The organism is Leptolyngbya sp. PCC 6406, from assembly GCF_000332095.2.
GTDB lineage: Bacteria > Cyanobacteriota > Cyanobacteriia > Phormidesmidales > Phormidesmidaceae > PCC-6406.
The window spans coordinates 4563352-4583408 of the sequence record NZ_KI913949.1 but is presented as its reverse complement, the minus strand read 5'-3'; the positions used below and the strand labels follow the sequence as shown (position 1 = coordinate 4583408).

27 protein-coding genes are annotated in these 20057 nt (G+C 55.6%); 22 read left to right on the top strand and 5 right to left on the bottom strand.

Annotation, left to right across the window (positions count from 1 at the left end; translation table 11 throughout):
- Positions 1-353 precede the first annotated feature (353 nt).
- From LEP6406_RS0220425 to LEP6406_RS29060, 13 genes are all read left to right on the top strand, one after another.
- On the top strand, positions 354-1058 hold the full coding sequence (locus LEP6406_RS0220425) for a response regulator transcription factor (RefSeq protein WP_027269307.1): 705 nt from the start codon (positions 354-356) through the stop codon (positions 1056-1058).
- Positions 1059-1204: 146 nt separating this feature from the next.
- Positions 1205-1450 (top strand): hypothetical protein, encoded by a 246-nt coding sequence (locus LEP6406_RS0220420; RefSeq protein WP_008308547.1) that lies wholly within the window; start codon positions 1205-1207, stop codon positions 1448-1450.
- Positions 1451-1544: 94 nt separating this feature from the next.
- On the top strand, positions 1545-3905 hold the full coding sequence (locus LEP6406_RS33915) for a tetratricopeptide repeat protein (RefSeq protein ID WP_008308549.1): 2361 nt from the start codon (positions 1545-1547) through the stop codon (positions 3903-3905).
- A gap of 97 nt (positions 3906-4002) precedes the next feature.
- Positions 4003-4251, top strand: a complete 249-nt coding sequence (locus LEP6406_RS0220410) for a DUF4160 domain-containing protein (protein ID WP_008308551.1) — start codon at positions 4003-4005, stop codon at positions 4249-4251.
- A gap of 10 nt (positions 4252-4261) precedes the next feature.
- Positions 4262-4540 carry a DUF2442 domain-containing protein gene (locus LEP6406_RS0220405; RefSeq protein ID WP_008308553.1) on the top strand — a complete coding sequence of 93 codons (279 nt, stop codon included), beginning with the start codon at positions 4262-4264 and terminating at the stop codon, positions 4538-4540.
- A 36-nt stretch (positions 4541-4576) separates the two neighbouring features.
- Positions 4577-4702: a hypothetical protein gene (locus tag LEP6406_RS34925; RefSeq protein ID WP_008308554.1), complete on the top strand. Its 126-nt coding sequence runs from the start codon at positions 4577-4579 to the stop codon at positions 4700-4702.
- The gene (locus LEP6406_RS34920) at positions 4703-4840 is read left to right on the top strand and encodes a hypothetical protein (RefSeq protein WP_263971203.1); all 138 of its coding nucleotides are present in this window, start codon (positions 4703-4705) and stop codon (positions 4838-4840) included.
- A gap of 100 nt (positions 4841-4940) precedes the next feature.
- Positions 4941-6911 (top strand): ABC1 kinase family protein, encoded by a 1971-nt coding sequence (locus LEP6406_RS29065; RefSeq protein WP_008308556.1) that lies wholly within the window; start codon positions 4941-4943, stop codon positions 6909-6911.
- Positions 6912-7034: 123 nt separating this feature from the next.
- Positions 7035-8360 carry an AAA family ATPase gene (locus LEP6406_RS0220390; protein WP_008308558.1) on the top strand — a complete coding sequence of 442 codons (1326 nt, stop codon included), beginning with the start codon at positions 7035-7037 and terminating at the stop codon, positions 8358-8360.
- Complete coding sequence (locus tag LEP6406_RS0220385; protein ID WP_008308560.1) at positions 8357-9664, top strand: tetratricopeptide repeat protein; 1308 nt, start codon at positions 8357-8359, stop codon at positions 9662-9664. Before LEP6406_RS0220390 ends, LEP6406_RS0220385 begins: the two co-directional genes overlap by 4 nt.
- Before the next feature lie 45 nt (positions 9665-9709).
- Positions 9710-9937, top strand: a complete 228-nt coding sequence (locus LEP6406_RS0220380) for a type II toxin-antitoxin system HicA family toxin (protein ID WP_202807543.1) — start codon at positions 9710-9712, stop codon at positions 9935-9937.
- Between the two features lie 3 nt (positions 9938-9940).
- A complete protein-coding gene (locus LEP6406_RS0220375) occupies positions 9941-10162 on the top strand; it encodes a type II toxin-antitoxin system HicB family antitoxin (protein ID WP_008308564.1) in 222 nt (73 codons plus the stop codon).
- Between the two features lie 14 nt (positions 10163-10176).
- On the top strand, positions 10177-10461 hold the full coding sequence (locus tag LEP6406_RS29060; protein WP_008308567.1) for a DUF2281 domain-containing protein: 285 nt from the start codon (positions 10177-10179) through the stop codon (positions 10459-10461).
- A 266-nt stretch (positions 10462-10727) separates the two neighbouring features.
- On the opposite strand, the gene LEP6406_RS33050 is transcribed toward LEP6406_RS29060, so the two are convergent.
- Both LEP6406_RS33050 and LEP6406_RS0220350 read right to left on the bottom strand, forming a co-directional pair.
- A complete protein-coding gene (locus LEP6406_RS33050) occupies positions 10728-10883 on the bottom strand; it encodes a hypothetical protein (protein ID WP_008308571.1) in 156 nt (51 codons plus the stop codon).
- A complete protein-coding gene (locus LEP6406_RS0220350; protein ID WP_027269304.1) occupies positions 10868-11134 on the bottom strand; it encodes a hypothetical protein in 267 nt (88 codons plus the stop codon). Before LEP6406_RS0220350 ends, LEP6406_RS33050 begins: the two co-directional genes overlap by 16 nt.
- Positions 11135-11364: 230 nt before the next feature.
- Here LEP6406_RS0220350 and LEP6406_RS35710 point away from each other — a divergent pair, with 230 nt between their 5' ends.
- The 4 genes from LEP6406_RS35710 (at position 11365) to LEP6406_RS0220335 (ending at position 13804) form a co-directional block, all read left to right on the top strand.
- Positions 11365-11637, top strand: a complete 273-nt coding sequence (locus LEP6406_RS35710; protein ID WP_409978149.1) for a TPR end-of-group domain-containing protein — start codon at positions 11365-11367, stop codon at positions 11635-11637.
- 39 nt (positions 11638-11676) lie between these two features.
- Positions 11677-11892, top strand: coding sequence for a hypothetical protein (locus LEP6406_RS0220345; RefSeq protein WP_008315305.1), 216 nt, complete (start codon positions 11677-11679; stop codon positions 11890-11892).
- A gap of 2 nt (positions 11893-11894) precedes the next feature.
- Positions 11895-12275, top strand: coding sequence for a type II toxin-antitoxin system VapC family toxin (locus LEP6406_RS0220340; RefSeq protein WP_008315304.1), 381 nt, complete (start codon positions 11895-11897; stop codon positions 12273-12275).
- A 155-nt stretch (positions 12276-12430) separates the two neighbouring features.
- Positions 12431-13804 carry a transposase gene (locus LEP6406_RS0220335; RefSeq protein ID WP_008315299.1) on the top strand — a complete coding sequence of 458 codons (1374 nt, stop codon included), beginning with the start codon at positions 12431-12433 and terminating at the stop codon, positions 13802-13804.
- Between the two features lie 20 nt (positions 13805-13824).
- On the opposite strand, the gene LEP6406_RS0220330 is transcribed toward LEP6406_RS0220335, so the two are convergent.
- Complete coding sequence (locus LEP6406_RS0220330) at positions 13825-14049, bottom strand: hypothetical protein (RefSeq protein ID WP_008309130.1); 225 nt, start codon at positions 14047-14049, stop codon at positions 13825-13827.
- Between the two features lie 33 nt (positions 14050-14082).
- Here LEP6406_RS0220330 and mnmH point away from each other — a divergent pair, with 33 nt between their 5' ends.
- Positions 14083-15111 carry a tRNA 2-selenouridine(34) synthase MnmH gene (gene mnmH / locus LEP6406_RS0220325; protein WP_225886589.1) on the top strand — a complete coding sequence of 343 codons (1029 nt, stop codon included), beginning with the start codon at positions 14083-14085 and terminating at the stop codon, positions 15109-15111.
- Between the two features lie 35 nt (positions 15112-15146).
- The gene (locus tag LEP6406_RS29050) at positions 15147-15518 is read left to right on the top strand and encodes a hypothetical protein (protein WP_008309134.1); all 372 of its coding nucleotides are present in this window, start codon (positions 15147-15149) and stop codon (positions 15516-15518) included.
- Between the two features lie 312 nt (positions 15519-15830).
- On the opposite strand, the gene LEP6406_RS32335 is transcribed toward LEP6406_RS29050, so the two are convergent.
- Together LEP6406_RS32335 and LEP6406_RS0220310 are read right to left on the bottom strand one after the other, a co-directional pair.
- A complete protein-coding gene (locus LEP6406_RS32335) occupies positions 15831-18056 on the bottom strand; it encodes an NACHT domain-containing protein (protein ID WP_008309136.1) in 2226 nt (741 codons plus the stop codon).
- Positions 18057-18162: 106 nt separating this feature from the next.
- A complete protein-coding gene (locus LEP6406_RS0220310) occupies positions 18163-18603 on the bottom strand; it encodes a hypothetical protein (protein WP_008309138.1) in 441 nt (146 codons plus the stop codon).
- Positions 18604-19042: 439 nt separating this feature from the next.
- Between LEP6406_RS0220310 and LEP6406_RS0220305 the strand changes: the two genes are divergently transcribed.
- Genes LEP6406_RS0220305 through LEP6406_RS0220295 form a run of 3 tightly spaced genes read left to right on the top strand, consistent with a single transcriptional unit; the run spans position 19043 to position 20057 of the window.
- Positions 19043-19459 carry an element excision factor XisH family protein gene (locus LEP6406_RS0220305; RefSeq protein ID WP_008309140.1) on the top strand — a complete coding sequence of 139 codons (417 nt, stop codon included), beginning with the start codon at positions 19043-19045 and terminating at the stop codon, positions 19457-19459.
- Positions 19447-19782 (top strand): XisI protein, encoded by a 336-nt coding sequence (locus LEP6406_RS0220300; protein WP_008309141.1) that lies wholly within the window; start codon positions 19447-19449, stop codon positions 19780-19782. Before LEP6406_RS0220305 ends, LEP6406_RS0220300 begins: the two co-directional genes overlap by 13 nt.
- Positions 19783-19826: 44 nt before the next feature.
- Entirely contained in the window at positions 19827-20057 is a 231-nt protein-coding gene (locus LEP6406_RS0220295) for a DUF433 domain-containing protein (RefSeq protein WP_008309143.1), read from the top strand.

Here is a 20057-nt window from a genome sequence, read left to right as displayed (position 1 = left end):
GAGGAATCAAGAGAGAGAGAATATCCCATTGTTCATCAGTCAAATCGGTGGGGTAGGATAATCGCATTGCCCTCAAAAACCCTATCAAGTGTACTTACTGACTGATAGAGTAGCGTTTTTGAGGGCCTTTCTACTTCTCAGACACCCTCTAAAAACCGCGCCTACACAATCTAAAACCCGCCTGCGCGGGTAAGCCGTCTCCCCTACATCCTGAATGCGGCCCGTGAGGTGCTGCTTTCCCCAGAAGTCCTGAAGCGGCTAAACGTGCGGTTATCCCGATAGGGCTGGTGCTTTCCGTCGGTCAGGGAAGCGCTACAGTGGGCATGACCTCTTGAGCAGACATGGGTAGGGCAATGAGCGAAACCAGGGGCCGGATACTACTGGTGGATGATGAAGCGGGACTGCGGGAAGCAGTGCAAGCATACCTAGAGGACAGCGGTTTTGCGGTGGAGGTGGCCAGCAACGCCCATGAGGGTTGGGACCAACTCCAGGTGGCCATGCCTGATGTCTTGATTTCCGACATCATGATGCCCCAGGTGGATGGCTACCAGTTTTTGCAGCAGGTGCGGGATGATGCCCGCTTCAAGTCCCTGCCCGTGGTGTTCCTCACAGCGCGGGGGATGACCAGCGATCGCATTCAGGGTTACAGCGCCGGGGTAGATGCCTACCTCCCCAAGCCTTTCGATCCGGAGGAGCTGGTGGCGATTGTCTCGAACTTGATCGATCGCCAAGTGGCCCGCACCCCCGAAGGTGGTGACGTGCCCGACATCGCTGCCATGGCCCGACAAATTGAAGAAATTAAGGCCCTGCTGACCCAACGGGGCACAATGGTCAAAACCCATTCCCCCATTCGCATCGACTTTACCCCCCGCGAGCAGGATGTGCTCAACAAGGTGGCGGAGGGGCTGATGAATAAGGAAATCGCCAGTCGCCTCGACACCAGCGTCCGCAATGTGGAAAAGTACGTCAGTCGTCTGTTTAGCAAGACGGGCACCAACAGCCGCACGGAACTGGTGCGCTATGCCCTAGAGCATGGCCTCGTCACCGATGATGCCTAGGGCTCTCAGGAAAATAACGTACCCGCAGATCCTCTAGGGCGATGCAGAAAGCAGAACTTTCTGTGGTACAAGTCGTCTTTGGTGCAGGGTCTGGGGTTGCCTAGTTTCCCTATTATTTGCCGCAATTTGGAAGGAAGCCAGCATTTGTGAATAGCCTATTTGCCCCGATGCAATGGACGGGATGGGGAACCTGCCGGGAGTTCCCCACCCCACTGCTGGCGATGGTGGAGGATCCCACCGGGGGCGCGTATGGCAGCGCGATCGCACTTGTCTTTGTGCTCATGCTAGTTCTATTTGCCGCTGGGGTACTCCGTCGCGACCTCGGCCAAGTCACCCCTGTCGCCCTATTTCTCAGCGGCATCGTCATCGCCCTAGCCACCGCAGCGGTTTAGGGGCGCTCTAGCCCTATTCCAGATACTGCCCAGCAGAAACTCCGTTTCTGCTGGGCAACGGGGCTAAAATCAAGGCAAATTTGTTTGCCCTGCGATGCCCAACCCCCTGCCCTATGTTTCGCGCCCGGAGGCGGAAGCCTTTCTCGCGGCGCTGGATGCTGCCCTGCAAGCCCCGGCGACGAGCCCGGTGGTGTTCCACGTCTGGGGCATTGGCGGTGTGGGCAAATCAACCCTGACCCGCAAGGCCAGCGCGGCCCAGGGGGGAGCGGCGAAGACCGCCACAGTTTCCTTTGGGTTGACGGAGGGCATTGAGGAGCCCATCCCCCTAATGGCGAAGCTCTATGGCCAGCTTGCCCAGCGGGATGATTGGAGCCGCGATCCCTTTTGGGAGAAATACACGCTGTATTTCGACACGATCCAGGCGCTGAATACCCAGGCCACCCAGGGAAACGGAGCCGCGACCCCGGAGCAGGTGGAGCAGGTGAAAACCCTGGTGAAGCTGGGGGTGGATGTGGCGGGGGAGTTCTTTCTGTCGGAATCGGCGAAGAAGACGGTGGGTACCGTGGCGGAAAAGGGGATGGCCGCCGCCGTGGCGACGCTGTCCCTGAAGGATGGGTTACAACAGCTTTTGCAGCAGCACAAGGCGACAAAGCGCGATCGCGCCCTGCAAGAACTAATGCTGGAACCCCTGCCCCGCCTGACCCAAGCCTTTGTGGCGGGGCTCACCCAGCAGGCCCAGGCCCAGCCCATCCTGCTGGTGCTGGATACCTACGAAAAAGCCCCCACCGCGATCGATCCTTGGCTGTGGCGCACCCTGCTGGGCAACACGGGGTTGGCGGCGCAACGGGTGCGGCTGGTGATTGCGGGGCGACACTGCCTGCTGAAAACCGAGGGCTGGCGCAAGCTGCACCAAGACCATAACGCTGTGTATGAGCGCACTATCGAGCGGTTTGACCTGTCCCAAACCCAGCGCTACCTGGCGCAGATCGGCATCACCGATGACGCCCAAATCAACACCATCCATCGGGTGACGCGGGGACTGCCCTACTACCTGAACTGGATTCGGGAACAGACGGAAAAGGGCCACCCCCTGGATTTTGCCCAGGGCAATCAAGAAATTGTGCGGTTGCTGCTGCAAGGGCTGAACGATATTCAGATGCAGGTGGTGCAGATGGCGGCCTGCTGCCGCTGGTTTAATGCCAAGCTCATCCGCTACTTGGTGGAAGCCCAGGGGCTGGACTTTGCCAGTGCGGTGGATGAGGGGCAAAACTGCTATGGCTGGCTGACCCAGCTTTCCTTTGCGGAGCCCATCGGCCAGCGCTGGCGGCTGGATGATGTGGCGCGGGATGTGTTTCGCCAATCCCTTGACCGGGAGGATTTGGAAACCATTCACGGACGACTGGCCCACCATTGCCTCGACCAATCCGATCAGGAAGTGCCCCCCGACCGCCCCCCACCCGAAAAGTACGAAAACCCCGACTGGCGCGACCTGAGATCGGAGTACCTCTACCACCTGCTGTTTACCCGACAGGCCCAGGCCCAGACCCAGTTCCTCAGCCACCTGCTAGAGGCGCGATATTTCAGCAGGAATGCTGTGGTCATCACCCCCTATCAAGCGATTACAGCGGAGTTTGACCTGGCGGATCATCCCCTGCTGCGTCACAGTCAGTGGCAGTTTCTGCAACGGGTGGGGCCTGCGGTGCTCCACGGCTGGGCCGTGCTGGAAGAAACCCCCATTGATTATCCCTTCAACACGGAAATCTATGGCTTTTCCAAGGCGGAAACCGATCAAGCCATCACCCAATGTTTAGGACAGCCTGAACAGCTTCAAGGGTTTACAAGGGCGATCGCCTTCTATTACCGATCTAAGCGATGCTTAGAGTCTCAACAAGCAGCCTATTTATTGCAGGCATTTGAGCAAGCAAAGCAATTAGTGGATATTTCGTCCGCTGACTACCTCGCTGAGTTTTTCACGTGGAAACTTGGGATTGCACTGAGGAAATCAGGCCGCTATGAGGAGGCCATTGCCGCCTATGACGCTGCGATCGCACTCAAACCCGACAAACGCGAAGCGCTCAACAACAAAGGGGTTGCGCTGGGTGAATTAGGCCGCTACGAGGAGGCAATTGCCGCCTTTGACGCTGCGATCGCACTCAAACCCGACAAACACGAAGCGCTCAACAACAAAGGGGTTGCGCTGGAGAAATCAGGCCGCTATGAGGAGGCCATTGCCGCCTATGACGCTGCGATCGCACTCAAACCCGACGACCCAAGCCCTTTTTACAACAAAGCCTGTGCCTATGCTCTCCAAGGTGCCATTGAGCCAGCCCTAGAGAACCTGGAACGCGCTATTCACCTCAGCCCTGACAAGTATCGCGAGATGGCCAAGACTGACACCGACTTCGACCCCATCCGAGCCGATCCCCGCTTTCAAGCCCTATTAACAGGGGCATAGTCGAGAGGGAAGGATGGCAGGGTGCCGGATGATTTGAATCGATCAAGCGCGCAAAATGGATCAATAATCAGAGTATTCTTCATTTGCTTGCAAGGCGATGCCAGAAGTTACTCGCTTCTATGGAATTGTGATCAAGGTTTTCTTCGGTGATCATCCTCCACCCCACTTTCACGTCATTTATGGTGAACATAATGCTCTCGTGGGCATTGATCCCCTAGCGGTGATCGAGGGCGACCTACCGAGTCGCGCCGAAAAGATGGTGATGGAGTGGGCCAGCCTTTATCAACAAGATCTGCGGCAAATGTGGGAAAGTCAAGAATTTCGTAAACTTCCCCCGCTCAAGTAATCCCTAAATCATGATGCAATATCCGCGTATTCAGCAAATCACGCTCAACAGCGATCGCACCTTGCGCGTTGAGTTCACCAACCATGTGGTCAAAGACTATGACCTCACACCCCTGCTGAGCAAACCCATCTTTACCCCCCTGGGTGACCCCGCCTTTGTAAAAAATTTCACCATCGAGCCAGGGGGCTACGCAGTGGTCTGGAACGACGATATCGACCTCAGCGAATATGAACTTTGGCAGCATGGTGTGACCGTCCATAAGCAAGAACAGTCCAGTCCGATAGGGTGAGGGGAGAGTGCGATCGCGATAATGAGGTAATACTGTATGAATTCTGAAGAACTCGATCGCACGTTCGATGCCGGGGAAGACGTGCTTGCGTACTTCGATTTGTCTACCCTCAAGCGTCCTGGGCTAGAGCCCCAAGGGGTGGAAGTCAGCTTTCCCCAGTAGATGGTCGCGGCCTTAGATCGGGAGGCGCAACAGTTAGGGGTGCAACGGGAGGCCATCATCAAGCTGTGGCTCAGTGAGCGCCTACAGGCCCGTGCCACCGAAGTCCCACCTGCTTTGCCTAGGGGGTGGAAATCCTAGCATCCCTTTGGCAGGGGAAGTCGTTACAATGGTTTACATCGGGCGATCTTGGTTTAATCGCGATCGCAGCCCTCCCTTAGGCAGATCTTCGACAAATTCTATGGCTTCTTCCCCTGAACTGACTGAGACATCTGATGCGATCGCGGTAATCGCGGTGCCCTCCCCAGAACTCCCCCCCGTCAGAGGTAAGGGCCTAGATCCTTTTGATGCCCTGGACTACGACCCTGCTGCCATCAACCGCTACTACCGTCAGCGGCCTTGGCAAGTGGTGGGGCGATTGTTGACGATTCTGTGGCCGTTTCTCACCTTTTACCTAGGGCTGTGGTGGGATCGCCGGACCCGACCTTCGGATCGCAGACAACGTCGCCGTGCAGCGCAGTTACGCATTCTATTAACCAATTTAGGGCCAGCCTATATCAAGATTGGGCAGGCTCTCTCGACCCGGCCCGATTTGGTGCCCCCTGCCTATCTGGAGGAACTGACCCGTCTTCAGGATCAGTTGCCTCCCTTTCCCAACGCGATCGCCTATCGCTTCATTGAGCAGGGGTTGGGAGCCCCCCCTGATCAGATCTATGCGGAACTCTCCTCTGACCCCGTGGCCGCAGCTTCCCTGGGGCAGGTGTACAAGGGCAGACTCAAGACCGGGGAAGAGGTCGCAGTGAAGGTGCAGCGCCCCGGCTTGGCCCAACGCATTACCCTGGATCTTTACATTTTGCGAGTCCTGGCCCAGTGGGTGACCCGACGGATAGACCGGGTCCGCAGCGACCTCGTGGGGATTATGGATGAGTTTGGGGCGCGGATCTTTGAGGAGATGGACTACACCCACGAGGGGGAAAATGCCATCCGCTTTGCCCATCTCTATGGCCATTTGCCTAATATCTACGTGCCCCACATTTACTCGGAGTACACCACCCGCCGGGTGTTGACCATGGAGTGGATTGCGGGCACCAAGCTGACCAATATTGAATCCCTCAATCGCCAGGGTATTGACGCCACCCACCTGATTGAGGTGGGGGTGCAGTGCTCTTTGCGGCAGTTGCTAGAGCATGGCTTTTTCCATGCCGATCCCCACCCCGGCAACCTCTTGGCCATGGCCGATGGCAAACTGGCCTACCTTGACTTTGGCATGATGAGCGAGGTCAAACCCTACCAGCGCTATGGGTTAATCGAGGCGGTGGTGCACATGGTCAACCGCGACTTTGAGGGGCTGGCGGGGGACTACGTGAAGCTGGAATTTCTCACCCCCGATACAGACCTGCGGCCTATCATTCCAGCCCTAGCAGAGGTGTTTAACAATGCCTTGGGGGCCAGCGTTGCAGAGTTGAATTTCAAGAGCATCACCGATGAGTTTTCGGCCCTGATGTACGAGTATCCCTTTCGGGTACCGGCCTACTATGCCCTGATCATTCGTTCCCTGGTGACCCTGGAGGGGATTGCCATTAATGTGGACCCCAACTTCAAGGTGCTGAGCAAAGCCTATCCCTATGTGGCGAAGCGGTTGCTGATGGATTCTTCGCCAGAGCTGCGGGCCTCCCTCCAGGATCTGCTGTTCAAGGATGGGGAATTCCGCTGGAATCGGCTAGAAAACTTGCTCCGCAATGCCCGTGACAGCCAGGACTATGATTTGGATCAGGTCATCGATCAGACGGTGCAGTTCTTGTTCTCAGAGCGGGGGGAGTTTATCCGCGATCGCATTGCCGATGAGGTGGCCCGCGCCCTCGACCATTGGGGTCAATCCATGGTGGCAACGGTCAACCATACCATTCAGTCTCGCCTGGGACTACTGACACAACAGCCTGCCTCGGTCACCATCGGAGCTAAGGACGGGGAGGATAGTAACTGGGAACGGATAATGCGGATCGTGGATATCCTGCGGCAAACGGAGGGCTTTGATGGGGTGATGGTAGCCCAGTTGTTGCCCAAAATTCTCTTTAAGGCAGAAACGCGCGATATGGGCCAACGCATTGCCGGCAACCTCACCCAACGGGCCGTCGCCCGCCTGATTCGAGAAATCCTGGTGTCTGAGCCCGCCCCGAAACCAACCCCAGTCCTCATGCCTAATCTTCCCTAAGCCTCTCTGCCCACCGGGCAACTACCCTACGACGGCGCTGTAGCTGCCCCATAACCAGGAATCTGGCTTTGATTGTTCACAGCCCCTAGTATTAGGACATATCTCGCCCTAGCGGCTGGCACCATGAGCGATGTTCTGACTGGTATTTACAACGCCGTCGATCCCTTTCGGCCCTTGGAACCGGGCGACCCCGCCTATGTCAACTGCGAGGCGGAGCGGGGGGATGCCAACGTGCTGCTGGATCTGGGGCCGGAGATTCTGCGCTCTAACCGCTACACCTGCCAGCTCTATAGCGGCCACCGGGGGGCGGGCAAATCCACCGAGTTGTTGCGGCTAAAGGCGGACCTGGAAGCGAAGGGCTGCTTTGTGGTGTACTTTGCCGCCGTGGGGGATGACGGCGACATCGATGCCCAGGATGTGCAATACACGGACATTTTGCTGGCCTGCACCCGCCATTTACTAGAGGAATTGCAAAACGCCGACCCCGCGCCCCTGATTAGCTGGTTCAAGGAGCGGGGCAAGGCGCTCTACGACATTGGGCAGACGCAGGTGGTGATGGAATCCCTGAACGTGAAGACCCTGGCGGCGCAGTTTGCCGAAATCACCGCCAGCATTCGCGCCATCCCCAGCCAGCGCAGCAAGATTCGCGACCTGGTGAACCCCCACACCATGACCCTGGTGAAGGCGCTGAATGAGTTCATTGCCGATGCCAAGGCCAAGCTGCCCCAGGGCAAGACTCATCTAGTGGTCATTGCCGACAACTTAGATCGGATTGTGCCCATCACCGACGACCATGGCCGGAGCAACCATGACGAAATCTTTCTGGATCGCAGCGACCAGTTGAAAGGGCTGGACTGCCACCTGATTTACACCGTCCCGATTTCGATGGTGTATTCCAGTCGTGCTAACGACCTAAAGGACATTTACGGTGTCCCCAATCTCTTACCCATGATCATGGTGCAAACACCAGCGGGTGAGCGATACCCCCAGGGATTTGCCCGCTTACAAGAGATTTTGCTGCGGCGGATTCAACCCATTCTGCCGGAGGTGGTGCTAGATCGGGACATTTTTGAGGGGGCGGCGGTGCTAGAGCAGGTGTGTTTGGCCAGCGGTGGTCATGTGCGGGAGTTGCTGCTGCTGATTAAAGAAGCCCTCAACCGCACCACCGCCCTGCCCATCCCCACGCGGGCGATGCGCCGCGCCATCGCCGAAACCCAGGACACCTATCGCCGCACGGTGGAAAAGGGGCAGTGGGCGGTACTGGCTCGGGTGGCGCAAGATCGCCGCATCGACAACGATGAAGATCATCGGGATTTGCTCTTTCGTCGTTGCCTGTTGGAGTATCGCTATTTTGATGACACCGACAAACTCCAGTGCTGGTACGATATCCATCCCCTGATTAAGTCCCTGCCCGAGTTTCAGACGGCCACCGCCGAGCTACAGCCATGACGATGGACTTGCTGCAATGGGATGATGACCTCGAAATCGACCCCGCCGCCGAGTATCAAGCCCTGCTGACAGGACTCCAGCGCACCCAGGGCTTTGGGTTATTTTTTGTGCAGTGCTCCCCCTTTAGCTGTGAGCCGCTGATTGCCCAACTCACCGCCGACTTACCCCAAAATACGCTCACCGTGTTGTCCCTAACTGAGCCTGTACCCCACGGCAACGTGTTCAAAGCCATTCAGGCGCACCTAGCGGCACACTCCGCCGAGGTACTGGTGGTGCGTGGGCTAGAAAACTCCCTGCCGGAGGCCAAGGAAACCGCAAAGCGCCTGGGCTGGAGTGCCGAAAAGCTGGAAAAACTCAACTGGCAGGAAGCCGCGCCCCTATTTAATAACTTCAATCAGCAGCGAGAAAACTTTCGCGACACGTTTCCCCACACGCGCTTTGTTTTCCTGCTGCCCCAGTACGCCCTAGATGCCCTGATCCACCGCGCCCCCGATTTCTTTGACTGGCGATCGGGCGTGGCCCAAATCGCTGACGATACTGCCACCCTTGCCTGGGAATCCCTTCGCATTCAATTAGGTGGTGACTATGACCAATATCTGAACTGGACGCAAGAACAGCGCAATCGCCGCATTCTCGAAATTCAATCGCTGCTAGAAGCTAAAAATCTAGAGACTAGTGAGAAAGCTTCATTGCACTTTGAGCAGGGTAATCTTTTTGCGGCTTCAAGCGAATGGGAAGCTGCGATCGCCGCGTATGACGCCGCGATCTCCATCAAACCCGACAAACACGAAGCGCTCCACAACAAAGGGGTTGCGCTAGGGCACTTGGGGCGCTACGAGGAGTCCATTGCTACCTTTGACGCTGCCCTAGCGATCAAACCCGACAAGCACTCAGCGCTCTTCAACAAAGGGATTGCGCTGGGGCACTTGGGGCGTTACGAGGACGAGATTGCTACCTATGACGCAGTCCTCGCGATCAAGCCCGGTGACCATGAAGCCCTCAACAACAAAGGGTATGCACTGGATGAGTTAGGGCGATATGAAGACGCGATCGCGGCCTATGACGCTGCCCTGGCGATCAAGCCCGATTGCCATGAAGCCCTCTATAACAAAGCGTGTTGCTACAGTTTGAAAGGAGAAACAGATCTGGCTCTGGAAAACTTACAGGAAGCGATCGAGCTTGCGCTTGAGAAATATCGAGAGATGGCAAAAACTGATACGGATTTCGACCCCATTCGTAATGATCCCCGCTTCCAAGCCTTATTGAGAGAAAATTGTGGTTCAGGGACGGATTTTGCTAGGTAGGGCAGGAAGGAAATGGGAAAGAAAGAGAAACTGCTAAGAAAGCTCTTGTCAGGTTCTAAAAATATTCGCTTTGATGAAACGGTGACATTGCTTGAGGCATTTGGCTTTCGATTATCGAGGGTGCGCGGTAGCCACCACATCTTTGAGCATCCCAATATCCCAGAAATTGTCAACCTCCAAAATGTCAGTGGACAAGCCAAGCCCTATCAAATTCGCCAGTTCCTGACCATTGTTGAGCAATACAACCTCACCCTTGAAAATCGAGAGGACTAACCGATGAAGGATTACCACATCAATATTTTCTATAGCGAAGAAGATAGCTGCTATGTGGCAGATATCCCAGACCTGAAGTTCTGCTCCGCCTTGGGCGAAACCCCCGAAGCCGCCCTGCGGGAAGTCATTGTGGCTAAATCAGCGTGGGTTGAAACTGCCGAAGCCTCCGGGAAGGCCATCCCAATACCGACCTACCGACCTGTGATTTACCAAGTCTCCGCCTAGAGAGATCTGAAACCATGATTCAGCCCGAACAACTGCAAAAAGACATTGCCGCGCTGCCAGAAACTGCCCAAGTGCTGGTGGCTGACTTTGTGGCCTTCCTTAAGCAGCGCTACACTCCCGCCCCCACCTCGCCCGTACCGACCCCGCCCATCGCGGACACGGAGCAAGGGCGCGCCGATAAACTCGCAGGGCTTTTGGGACAACTCGCTGAGGCCAATCCCTTTCAGGCGGTTACCGACCCCGTCGCATGGCAACAACAGCAACGGGCAGACCGCCCTCTACCCTCACGAGATCTGTGATGCTGCTGGATAGCAACCTCATCATCTATGCCACTCAGCCCGCCTACGCCGACCTGCGAACCTTCATCGCCCAAGCTGCTCCCGTCGTGTCAGCCCAGACCTGAAGTTCTGCTCCGCCTTTGGCGAAACCCCCGAAGCCGCTCTGCGGGACGTCATTGTGGCTAAATCAGCGTGGGTTGAAACTACCGAAGCCTCCGGGAAGGCCATCCCAATACCGACCTACCGATTCGTGATTTACCAAGTCTCCGCCTAGGGAGAGGCGACACTTAGCGCCCTACCAGATAGGCCACTTCTACCAGTACGACCTGGGGCAGCAGAATTTGTGGAAATTGAAGGTAGACCGCACTCGCTTCGGCGTATCTGGCATCTGATCGGTTGATAAGGGCGACAACAACCCCGGTATCGGCTAAGACTGCTTCCATGTGAACCCTGAATTGGGGGTAATGTTTTGTTCGAGAATGATTTCGGCTTGGGTGGCTAACTCTGGGGAACCAGAGAAAAGACCGATCAGGGGATCTTCTTGCGGGGGGAGAGGCTCAGCGGGGGAGTCGGGAGATTCTACAGGTTGGTAGACCAGAATGAGTTCAATGTCTTGGTTGGCAAGCTGATTGGGCATTTGGAGCTGAATGCTACCGTCTGGGTTGACATGGGCTCTGAGTTTTAGAGTTTGCATAATTAAGAACCGGGCTCTCTTGAGATCGTGGTTGAAACTGTATTCAGTGATACATTCCGCTTTTCTCCAGTCCTTGCATTGCCTGGATTTCAAGGCTTGGCCGCTTTCGCGATCAATGTGATCCCAGGAGAGCCAGAACCGAAGGGCTGGGCGGGTCGCTTGGTTGTGGAGAAGAATGGCGGGCGCTGCCCACCCTTGTATCTTAAAAAAAGTGTGGCAGACCGCCCCATCTGTTCACGGGCAGGCAAGATGTCTGCCCTACAAGAATTACAGCTTATGCGATCGCCATCAAACCCGACGACCCCAGCCCTTTTTACAATAAAGCCTGTGCCCATGCTCTCCAAAGCGCCGTTGAGCCAGCCCTAGAGAACCTGGAACGCGCCATTCACCTCAGCCCTGACGGGTATCGCGAGATGGCAAAGACCGCCCCCGACTTCGACCCCATCCGAGGCGAACCTCAGTTTCGGTTGCTGGTACATGGGGGAGAGGCAAGGTCGATATAATGAAATTCAGTAATTTACATGTAACAAGTCATACCTAAAATGAATACAGTGCCAACTCAGCCCATTATCGTTGCTACCGACTTACACCTCACCATTCCCCCTACTATTGGTCAAACCCTTGGGTTATCTGAAGGGCAAATGTTCCAGGTCATCCGCTATCAAGAGCGCATCGAACTGCTCCCCATTCAACCGATCAAAAGCCTCAGAGGATTTTTAAAAGGAATGGATACGACGCTGATCCGAGATAATGACTAAACATGAAAAATGTCGTTGATTCATCAGGGTGGCTAGCGTACTTTACCGACGAGAACGGTCCTGATTTCTTTGCCCCCGCTATTGAAGACCTGGAAAATCTGATCGTGCCCTCAATCAGTCTTTATGAGGTATTCAAACATATTTTAGTCAGGCGTGGTGAAGATGAAGCCCTACAGGCAACTGGAGCAATGCTGCAAGGTACAACCGTTGATCTCAATCCTGAAATCGCCCTAGATGCGGCAAAACTATCAGCCCAACTGAAATTGCCTATGGCTGATAGTATTATCTTGGCAACTGCCCGTAAATTCGAGGCTGTTTTATGGAGTCAGGATAGTGACTTTGAAGGTTTGCCAAACGTTCAATATTTTCCAAAAATGTCATAAAGGGCCTAGCATCTGATCGGTTGATGAGGGCGACAACAACTCCGGTGTCGGTACCCCTGTCAAGGTGACCATCTGTACTATTCACCTGTAATCTGTCGGTAAATCCAAATCAGTTATCGAGGTCTCAATGCCTGTCATCAGAAGGTTGTAGGCCAATGATTAGCGCCATCTTTGAGCAATTTGTCGAAGCGAGTCCGGTAAGCGTAATGTTCCGCGTCTTGATGGAGCGCATTTTTAGGCCCGATAAACTCGACGAGTTATTTGAGAAAAACGCCGAGAAGCAATACACCCGAGAGCTATTGTTTTCGAGTGTGGTGGGACTGATGAGTTTGGTGGTCAGCGGGATTCATCCTTCAGTGAACGCTGCCTACCAAAAGCTAGAGAAGCAAATTGGGGTGTCAAAACCAGCGCTGTACAGCAAGCTCAACGGCTTAGAGCCCAGAATTAGTCAGGCATTAGTGCGCTATGCCTATCAGGAGTTGGCTCCTGTGGTCAAAGCGCTGGGGTTATCCCAGTCCCAGCGCTTACCGGGCTACTGCATCCGGATCGCCGACGGTAATCACTTGGGAACAACCGAGCATCGGTTGAAGCCATTGCAGGCCACTCGCTCAGGCCCGCTACCCGGCCAATCGATTGCAGTGCTTGACCCAGAGCAGCATCTGGTAACGGATATCTTTCTTTGTGAGGATGCCCATGCCCAAGAGCGTTCGTTGCTGCCCGAGATGCTCGAAACGGTGCAAGCCAATCAGGTGTGGATAGCAGACCGTAATTTCTGTGCCTGCGGTGCGCTGCTGGGTATTGCTCAACGTCAAGCCTACTTCGTTATTCGGGCTCATAAAAACACCCCTTGGGAAGCGCTAGAGCCCTTGAAGGCCGTTGGTTCATCGGCGACCGGAGAAGTCTTTGAGCAAGCGGTGAGAATCACTCATGAAGACCAGACTCTGACCCTGCGCCGGGTTGTCGTCAAGCTGGCTCAACCCACCCGGCATGGCGACAGCGAAGTCGCCCTGTTCACCAACTTACCCACCAGGGTCGCGACCGCCCCGTTGGTCACCGAACTCTACTTGGAGCGCTGGACCGTCGAGAAGATGTTTCAAGTGGTCACCGATGTCTTCTCCTGTGAGCTGAACACTTTGGGCTATCCCAGGGCCGCTTTATTCGTCTTTTGTATGGCCGTCGTTGCCTTCAATGTCTTATCCACCGTCAAAGCTGCCCTAAAAGCCGTTCACGGGGTTGGCAAAATTGAAGCAGGGTTGTCCAACTTCCATCTCGTTGAAGAAGTTCAGGGGACTTTTCGAGGCATGATGATTGCCCTCCCACCGTCCGAGTGGAGACCGTTCGGGAAGATGGCCATTGAACCCTTCGCCGAAATCTTGAAAGAATGGGCGGCGCAAATCGACCTGAAACGGTTTAAGTCGTCGCCCAGAGGCCCCAAAAAAGCTGTCAAAAAGAACGAATATGACCCCAAACATCCTCATGTTTCGACCGCTCGCCTCCTAAACCAAAAGGAGAACAAACGTTCACCTTAACAGGGGTACTCCGGTGTCGGCTAAGACTGCTTCCATGTGAACCCTGAATTGGGGGTAATGTTTTGTTCGAGAATGATTTCGGCTTGGGTGGCTAACTCTGGGGAACCAGAGAAAAGACCGATCAGGGGATCTTCTGGCAAGGGGAGAGGCTCAGCGGGGGAGTCGGGAGATTCTACAGGTTGGTAGACCAGGATGAGTGCAATGTCTTGGTTGGCAAGTTGATTGGGCATTTGGAATAGATTCATGTCTTCTACAATCAGGGGATGGTAGCCCTTGCGATGGACGAATTTTTGACCGCCCCCGGCCCCATCCTGGATGTGCGGAGTCCGGGGGAATATGCTCAGGGACACATCCCAGGGGCGATGTCCTTTCCCCTCTTTAGCGACGACGAGCGGGCCAAGGTGGGGATTTGCTACAAGCACCAAGGGCGAGAGGCGGCGGTGGAGTTGGGCTTTGACTTGGCGGGGCCAAAATTTGGGGGCTTCCTGCGGCAAGCTACCGAACTGGCCCCCGGTCGGCAGGTCCGGGTCCACTGCTGGCGCGGGGGAATGCGCAGTGGGGGTGTGGCTTGGGTGCTGGAAATGGGAGGTTTCCAGGTCACCACCCTGACCGGAGGCTACAAGTCCTTTCGCCGCTGGGTGCGGCAGAGGGTCGCGCAACCCCGGCCCCTGATCGTCCTTGGGGGGATGACGGGGACGGGTAAGACGTTGATTCTCCATGCCCTCGCGGCCTTGGGGGAGCCGATTCTAGACCTAGAGGGCTGGGCTAACCACCGGGGCAGCAGCTACGGTGGGTTGGACATGCCTCCCCAGCCTAGCAACGAGCAATTTGAAAATCTGGTGGCGATGGCTTGGGCGGCTTTGCCCCTGAATAGACCCCTCTGGGTCGAGGCCGAGAGCCGCCGCATTGGTCTCTGTCGCATTCCCGATGAACTGTTTCAGCAGATGGAAGCGGCTCCTACGCTGGAGATTACCCGGCCCTTGGCGGAACGGCTGACGATCTTGGTGGACATGTACGGCAGTACGGATCGAGAGGCATTGGTGGTGGCGACGCAACGAATTGCGAAACGGCTGGGGGGACAGCGGACGCAAGCCGCGATCGCACTTTTACGCCAGGGGGATTTACGAGCCGCTTTCACGATCCTGCTGGACTATTACGATCGCACCTACCGCTACGACCTAGAGCGACGACAAAAGGTGATCCCCCAGGTAGACCTGACGGGCTGTGATCCCACCGCTGCGGCCCAGCGTCTCCAGGCAAAAGCAGCGGCTCTGCGGGGCAATGACATCCCGCGCTTCCATGGTTGAGTCGCGGCTGAATTACGCCTTTTGCCACGGGGCAGGTGTGCATTCTGGAGTTCAAGCCAGAATGGAGCCTCGACATCCTGAATGAGGAAACGGGGGAAACCGTGAAGGATGTGATCAGTGAGGAAGTCTTGTCCTTTTCAGTGGCGACGGTGGAGCGAGGGGAGCTTCGCAGCAGCCAGGTGCGATCGCAAGGTTCCGCCATGGTCGCTACTAGCTATGCCGTGGGGGAAGCCTACTCGGTGATGCTGTGGGCGGTGGAGGACGATCAACAACGGGTGCGGGTGGTGGCCGCCAGCACTCCACCCACCCTGCCCCCAGATTTCCCAGAGGAACTGGCCCCGCAGGTGGAACAGGCTTTAGCGGATTACGGCTGTACCGCTGGTTTGCCCCCTGAGGGCGATCGCTGAGACAGCCTCAACCTTTAGTCCCGCGCGGCGTAAATTTGCACACCGTTGGCCCTCACCCTAAATACCTCTCTCTTTGGGCTATTGCTTATACATACAACGCTAGGTCAGAAGCGGATTGCGGCTGCGGGTAAAACCGCACCGCTTGCGGCACCGCTGCGGGGCTAGGAGGGGTTGGGTGACAGGCTGGTCAAAACAGCGATATCGCCAACGCTGCCGGGAGCCCATCAGGAGACCGTGCAGAAAGCGTTGGGGGAAGCGCGGAAGGCGTTTGTGGCACGGGTGGAGGCAGAACTGTATGGCCACCACTGCGGGCTAGCGACCGGGCTGAGCTAGCTTGAGGTTGGCGAAATGCTCTAGCAGCAGCCGATGCACAAAAATGTAGCCGCCCCCCACTTGCTGCACAAACAGGCGCTGCTCAGCGTAGTGGAGGAAGTCGGCATAGTTGCGCGGGGCATGGCCATTGAGGAACAAGGTGATCCGCAGGGCCAGATGCTGGGCCAGAGCTTGCCCACCTCCGTAAGTAAAGCCAAGGAGGATAGGTAGGGGCAGCAGTGATGCAACTAGCGCCTCAACTGACTCAGGGTCAAGGATGCCGCTGATCAGTAGCGGCAGCCCAAAGTAAATGAGCCCGCACAGCACTAGCGAAAAAATCACTGTGAACAGGGAATTTTTGGCGGAATTAATAATGCCTTGATTGGGGTGGCTGCGCTCCTGAATCGTTTGACTAAAAGCTTCTGTCAGACCCACAATCAGACCCAAAATCAGACCCGGAATCAGACCCAAAATCAGACCAAAAATTGGACCCCAAAGCAGATTCGAAATCGGACCCCCAAGCAGACCCGAAAGCAGACCCGAAAGCAGACCCGAAAGCAGACCCCCAAGCAGACCCCCAAGCAGATAGTCTCTGAGGCTGATCCAAATTTCTCGTCGCGCTGTGCGCGACATCGAAATTTGAAACGATTCGATTGGCTCAATCTCAATCAGACCCACAAGCAGACCCAGAAGCAGACCCACAATCAGACCCACAACCAGAACCCCAATAAGACCCCCAATAAGACCCAAACTTAGACCCAAAATCAGACCCGAAATCAGCTGATTTTGCCAGCGCTCTGCCGCTGTTATGAGCCAGCTTTGGGGCTGCATGTATTCAATCAAAAAGACCGTCTGCCCCTCCTTCACTAGCTGTTGGGCGAGCCGATGCAGCCACCACAGCGCTCGTGCTTTTGGGTAGCGGGGATGATCGGTCCGCTGGTTAAACATGCGCTCAATGTAGGCATCAAACAACGCCTGCCGCTGATTGTTGGCTCCCAAGGTTTGAATGGCTTCTGCCGACCGCCCCTCAAAGGCCAGGGCCATAATGTTCAAAAACAGGGGCGTCTCAGCCAGGGTTTTCAATGAGTCCGGGTCAGGGGCTTGCAGCTTCGGCTCCAATTGCAGCACCGTGCGGATGCCCTTCAGCTTGTCGCCCCCCTGGCGCAGGTACGCATCCACCTGCTGCGGGTTCAGCGGCTCAATATACACCGCCGCTTGAAACCGCAAATCGGTCTGCAACGCCTCAAAATCACGAATACGGCAGCACACCACGATTTCCGTAGTGCCGTGGTCGCGGCTGAACTGGTTAATGGCCTCCAGACAGTCTTTTCGTCTCGCCTCAGCTACTTCATCCAGCCCATCCAGTAACAGCACCAGTTGGTTCTGGTCAATCCACGCCGGGGCAATGCTCTCTGGAATCTGGTACTTATTTTTAAACTCCTGCACCAGCCAGCCCTTTAGGGTGGGAGTCTGCTTGGGGTCTAAGGGGCGAAACTGACTCCAAGACGACAGGTTAAACACCACCGGCAGCGCACTGTGGGCCTGGGTGGGGGTCGCTTGGGTCAGCAGGTCATCGGCCAGCTCTAGCAGCATCGTCGTTTTGCCCGAGCCAGGGTTGCCCAAAATCAGTAAGGTGGCCCCTTCCCCCAGCTCTTGCAGCTTGGTGATGAGGCGGGTGCCCGCTGGCAGAGGGCGGCGCTGGCTGGCGTAGCGGTACTCCAGTTGCCAGGGGTGCATCACCATGTCGGGGCGGTCTTCTAACCCCAAGGCAATACGGGCTTTGCTGTAGAGAGAGCGGTGCAGTACGCCCTTCACCCAGGCGTTACGGACTTTATCCAACAGCGCTTGGCGGTTGGTCACTTCGGCACGGGGCAAAGCGGGTTGCCCAGTCCCTGTCGGTGGATGGATGACGACAGAATCCGTTTGAATCTGGTAATTATCGCGGTTCGCCTGCCCTTGCATCACCTGGCTATTGCTCAAGGTGGAGCCGGATACCGCCTGAGCCTGAGAGTCGTTGCTAGCCCCCTGATTTTCCGCCGAGTCCACAAAGGCCACTAGGGCCGCCAGCACGGTCAGCCCGATTAGCAAAAATAATGACAAGCGGTTTTCGGGAGCTAAGATAGCCTGCCAACTGCCGTCAGCGGTCAGCAGATTGGTCACAATGCCAATGGCCGTAACAATGATTACCCCAATGAGACAGTACAGAAACAATCGCGTTCGTCGCATGTGCGTTCTAGCTCTACCGCCCCGCTGGCTTCTCAATTGGGCACCGCTACGACTTCGGCATTGCCGATACCCATTCCGTAGATTCTACGGCTTATGAAAAAATCGGCTACAGCCCTAGAAACCCAGCGGCCACCCCCAGCCAGCCTAAAACTGGCAGCAGCATGGGCTGCACGGTTTGCCAGAGCGTTTTGCCTGCCGTCACCGTTTCATTGGCGGTGGAGAGGGTATCGCCCATGCGCTTCAGGTTCTTGGCCATCAGGTCTTTGTCTGGTTCGGGTTCTGCCGCTTCTTGCTGGGCCGCATTGAGATAGGCAACGGCTTTATCCTGACTGGCTGCTGGCAGCCCCGCTCCGCGAATAGTGGCTTCTACCTGGCCCAAAATTGTGACCACATCTGCCGCACTCAACCCCTGGTTTTGCTGGTCGGTCTGGTTGCCCTGCTGGGTTTGGGCCAGGTCGCCTGCGGCCTGCCCCTGCTGGATTTGGGCACCGTTGATCTGGCTACCACTAATCGACTGAGACTGGTCAGGTTTACGCTTAAACAGCATCGCCTTCGTTCCTTAACCACAGTTTTTGCCATTATGGCCCAGCTATGTTGACCCGATGCTACATAGCTCACTCGACTTGTTTGAAGCTTCAGAGCGATCCGCCCTCACGGCTCCTTTTGAATGCGAAGATAGCTGGCAAGATCACCCCTCGCCAAGCTGCCCTCAGTTATAACGTGATCATCCCAAACCACTGGAGCTGCTGCGCGATCGTGCCCTATAGCAATCTCATTTCATTTCTGAAGACCTTCGTAGCGTGGGTGAAACGAAGCGTAACCCACGGAGCCAGAGGCTTGCTAAAAACTCATGCAGGATCGCTATAAACGACAACGACGAACAGCTTAGAACATGGGCGACAGAGCAGTTAAAGCAATTCAAAATTAGAAATTCAAAGTTCAAAATTAGAAATTCAGTCTAACCAGGTTTAAGGCAATAGATAACGATGCCAGCCAGAGATACCTTTCATAATGCAGTGCGCCATGCCCTCGAAAAAGATGGGTGGACAATTACCCACGATCCCTTTCCCATCCGGGCTGAATTCGGCCAGATGTACATTGACCTAGGTGCAGAAAAAGTTCTGGCAGCAGAGCGAGAGGGTCAAAAGATTGCGGTCGAGATTAAGAGCTTTGTTCAAGGCTCTCCTGTCTCAGAGTTCCATACCGCTCTAGGACAATTCATTAATTATCGAACTATCTTGGTAGAACAAGATCCCGAAAGAACCTTATATCTAGCTGTTCCCACAGACACATATGACTCATTCTTTGCACTGAGAACCGTTCAATCAATCATCACAGAAAATCATCTGAAGCTAATTGTCTACAGTTCCGGTCAGGAGGTGATATCCCAATGGATCAACTAGAACGCTACCAAAACATGATCCAAGAGCTTTTAGAAGACTATGCCCAGTTCGGGGCTGGTGACGAATTTGTTGAAATTCAACTGCTAGCCGACACTGTTCGAGATCACTATCAACTCATGCACGTGGGCTGGCAAAACGAGCGGCGCATCTATGGCTGCATTTTGCACCTTGACATCAAAGACGGCAAAATCTGGCTACAACACAACGGCACCGAATACGACATCCCCGCCCAACTCGTCGCCAAAGGTGTCCCCAAAACCGACATCGTGGTGGGCTTCCATTCCCCCTTCAAGCGCCAATTCACCGACTACGCCGTCGGCTAAAAGCATCGATCTTGAGCTGTCAGCCCCATGAACGGACCTTCACCATGAAACCACTGACTCGAATCACCTTGAACCCCGAAGTTATGGGCGGCAAACCCTGTATCAGAGGCTTGCGGGTCACCGTCGGCACTCTGGTAGGGCTACTGGCCAGTGGCCACTCTATCAAGGATGTGCTCACGGCCTACCCCTACCTCGAATCCGATGACATCTACGAAGCCCTCGCCTACGCCGCTTGGCGAGCCGACGAAATTGAAGTGTCCTTAATTTCAGCCTGA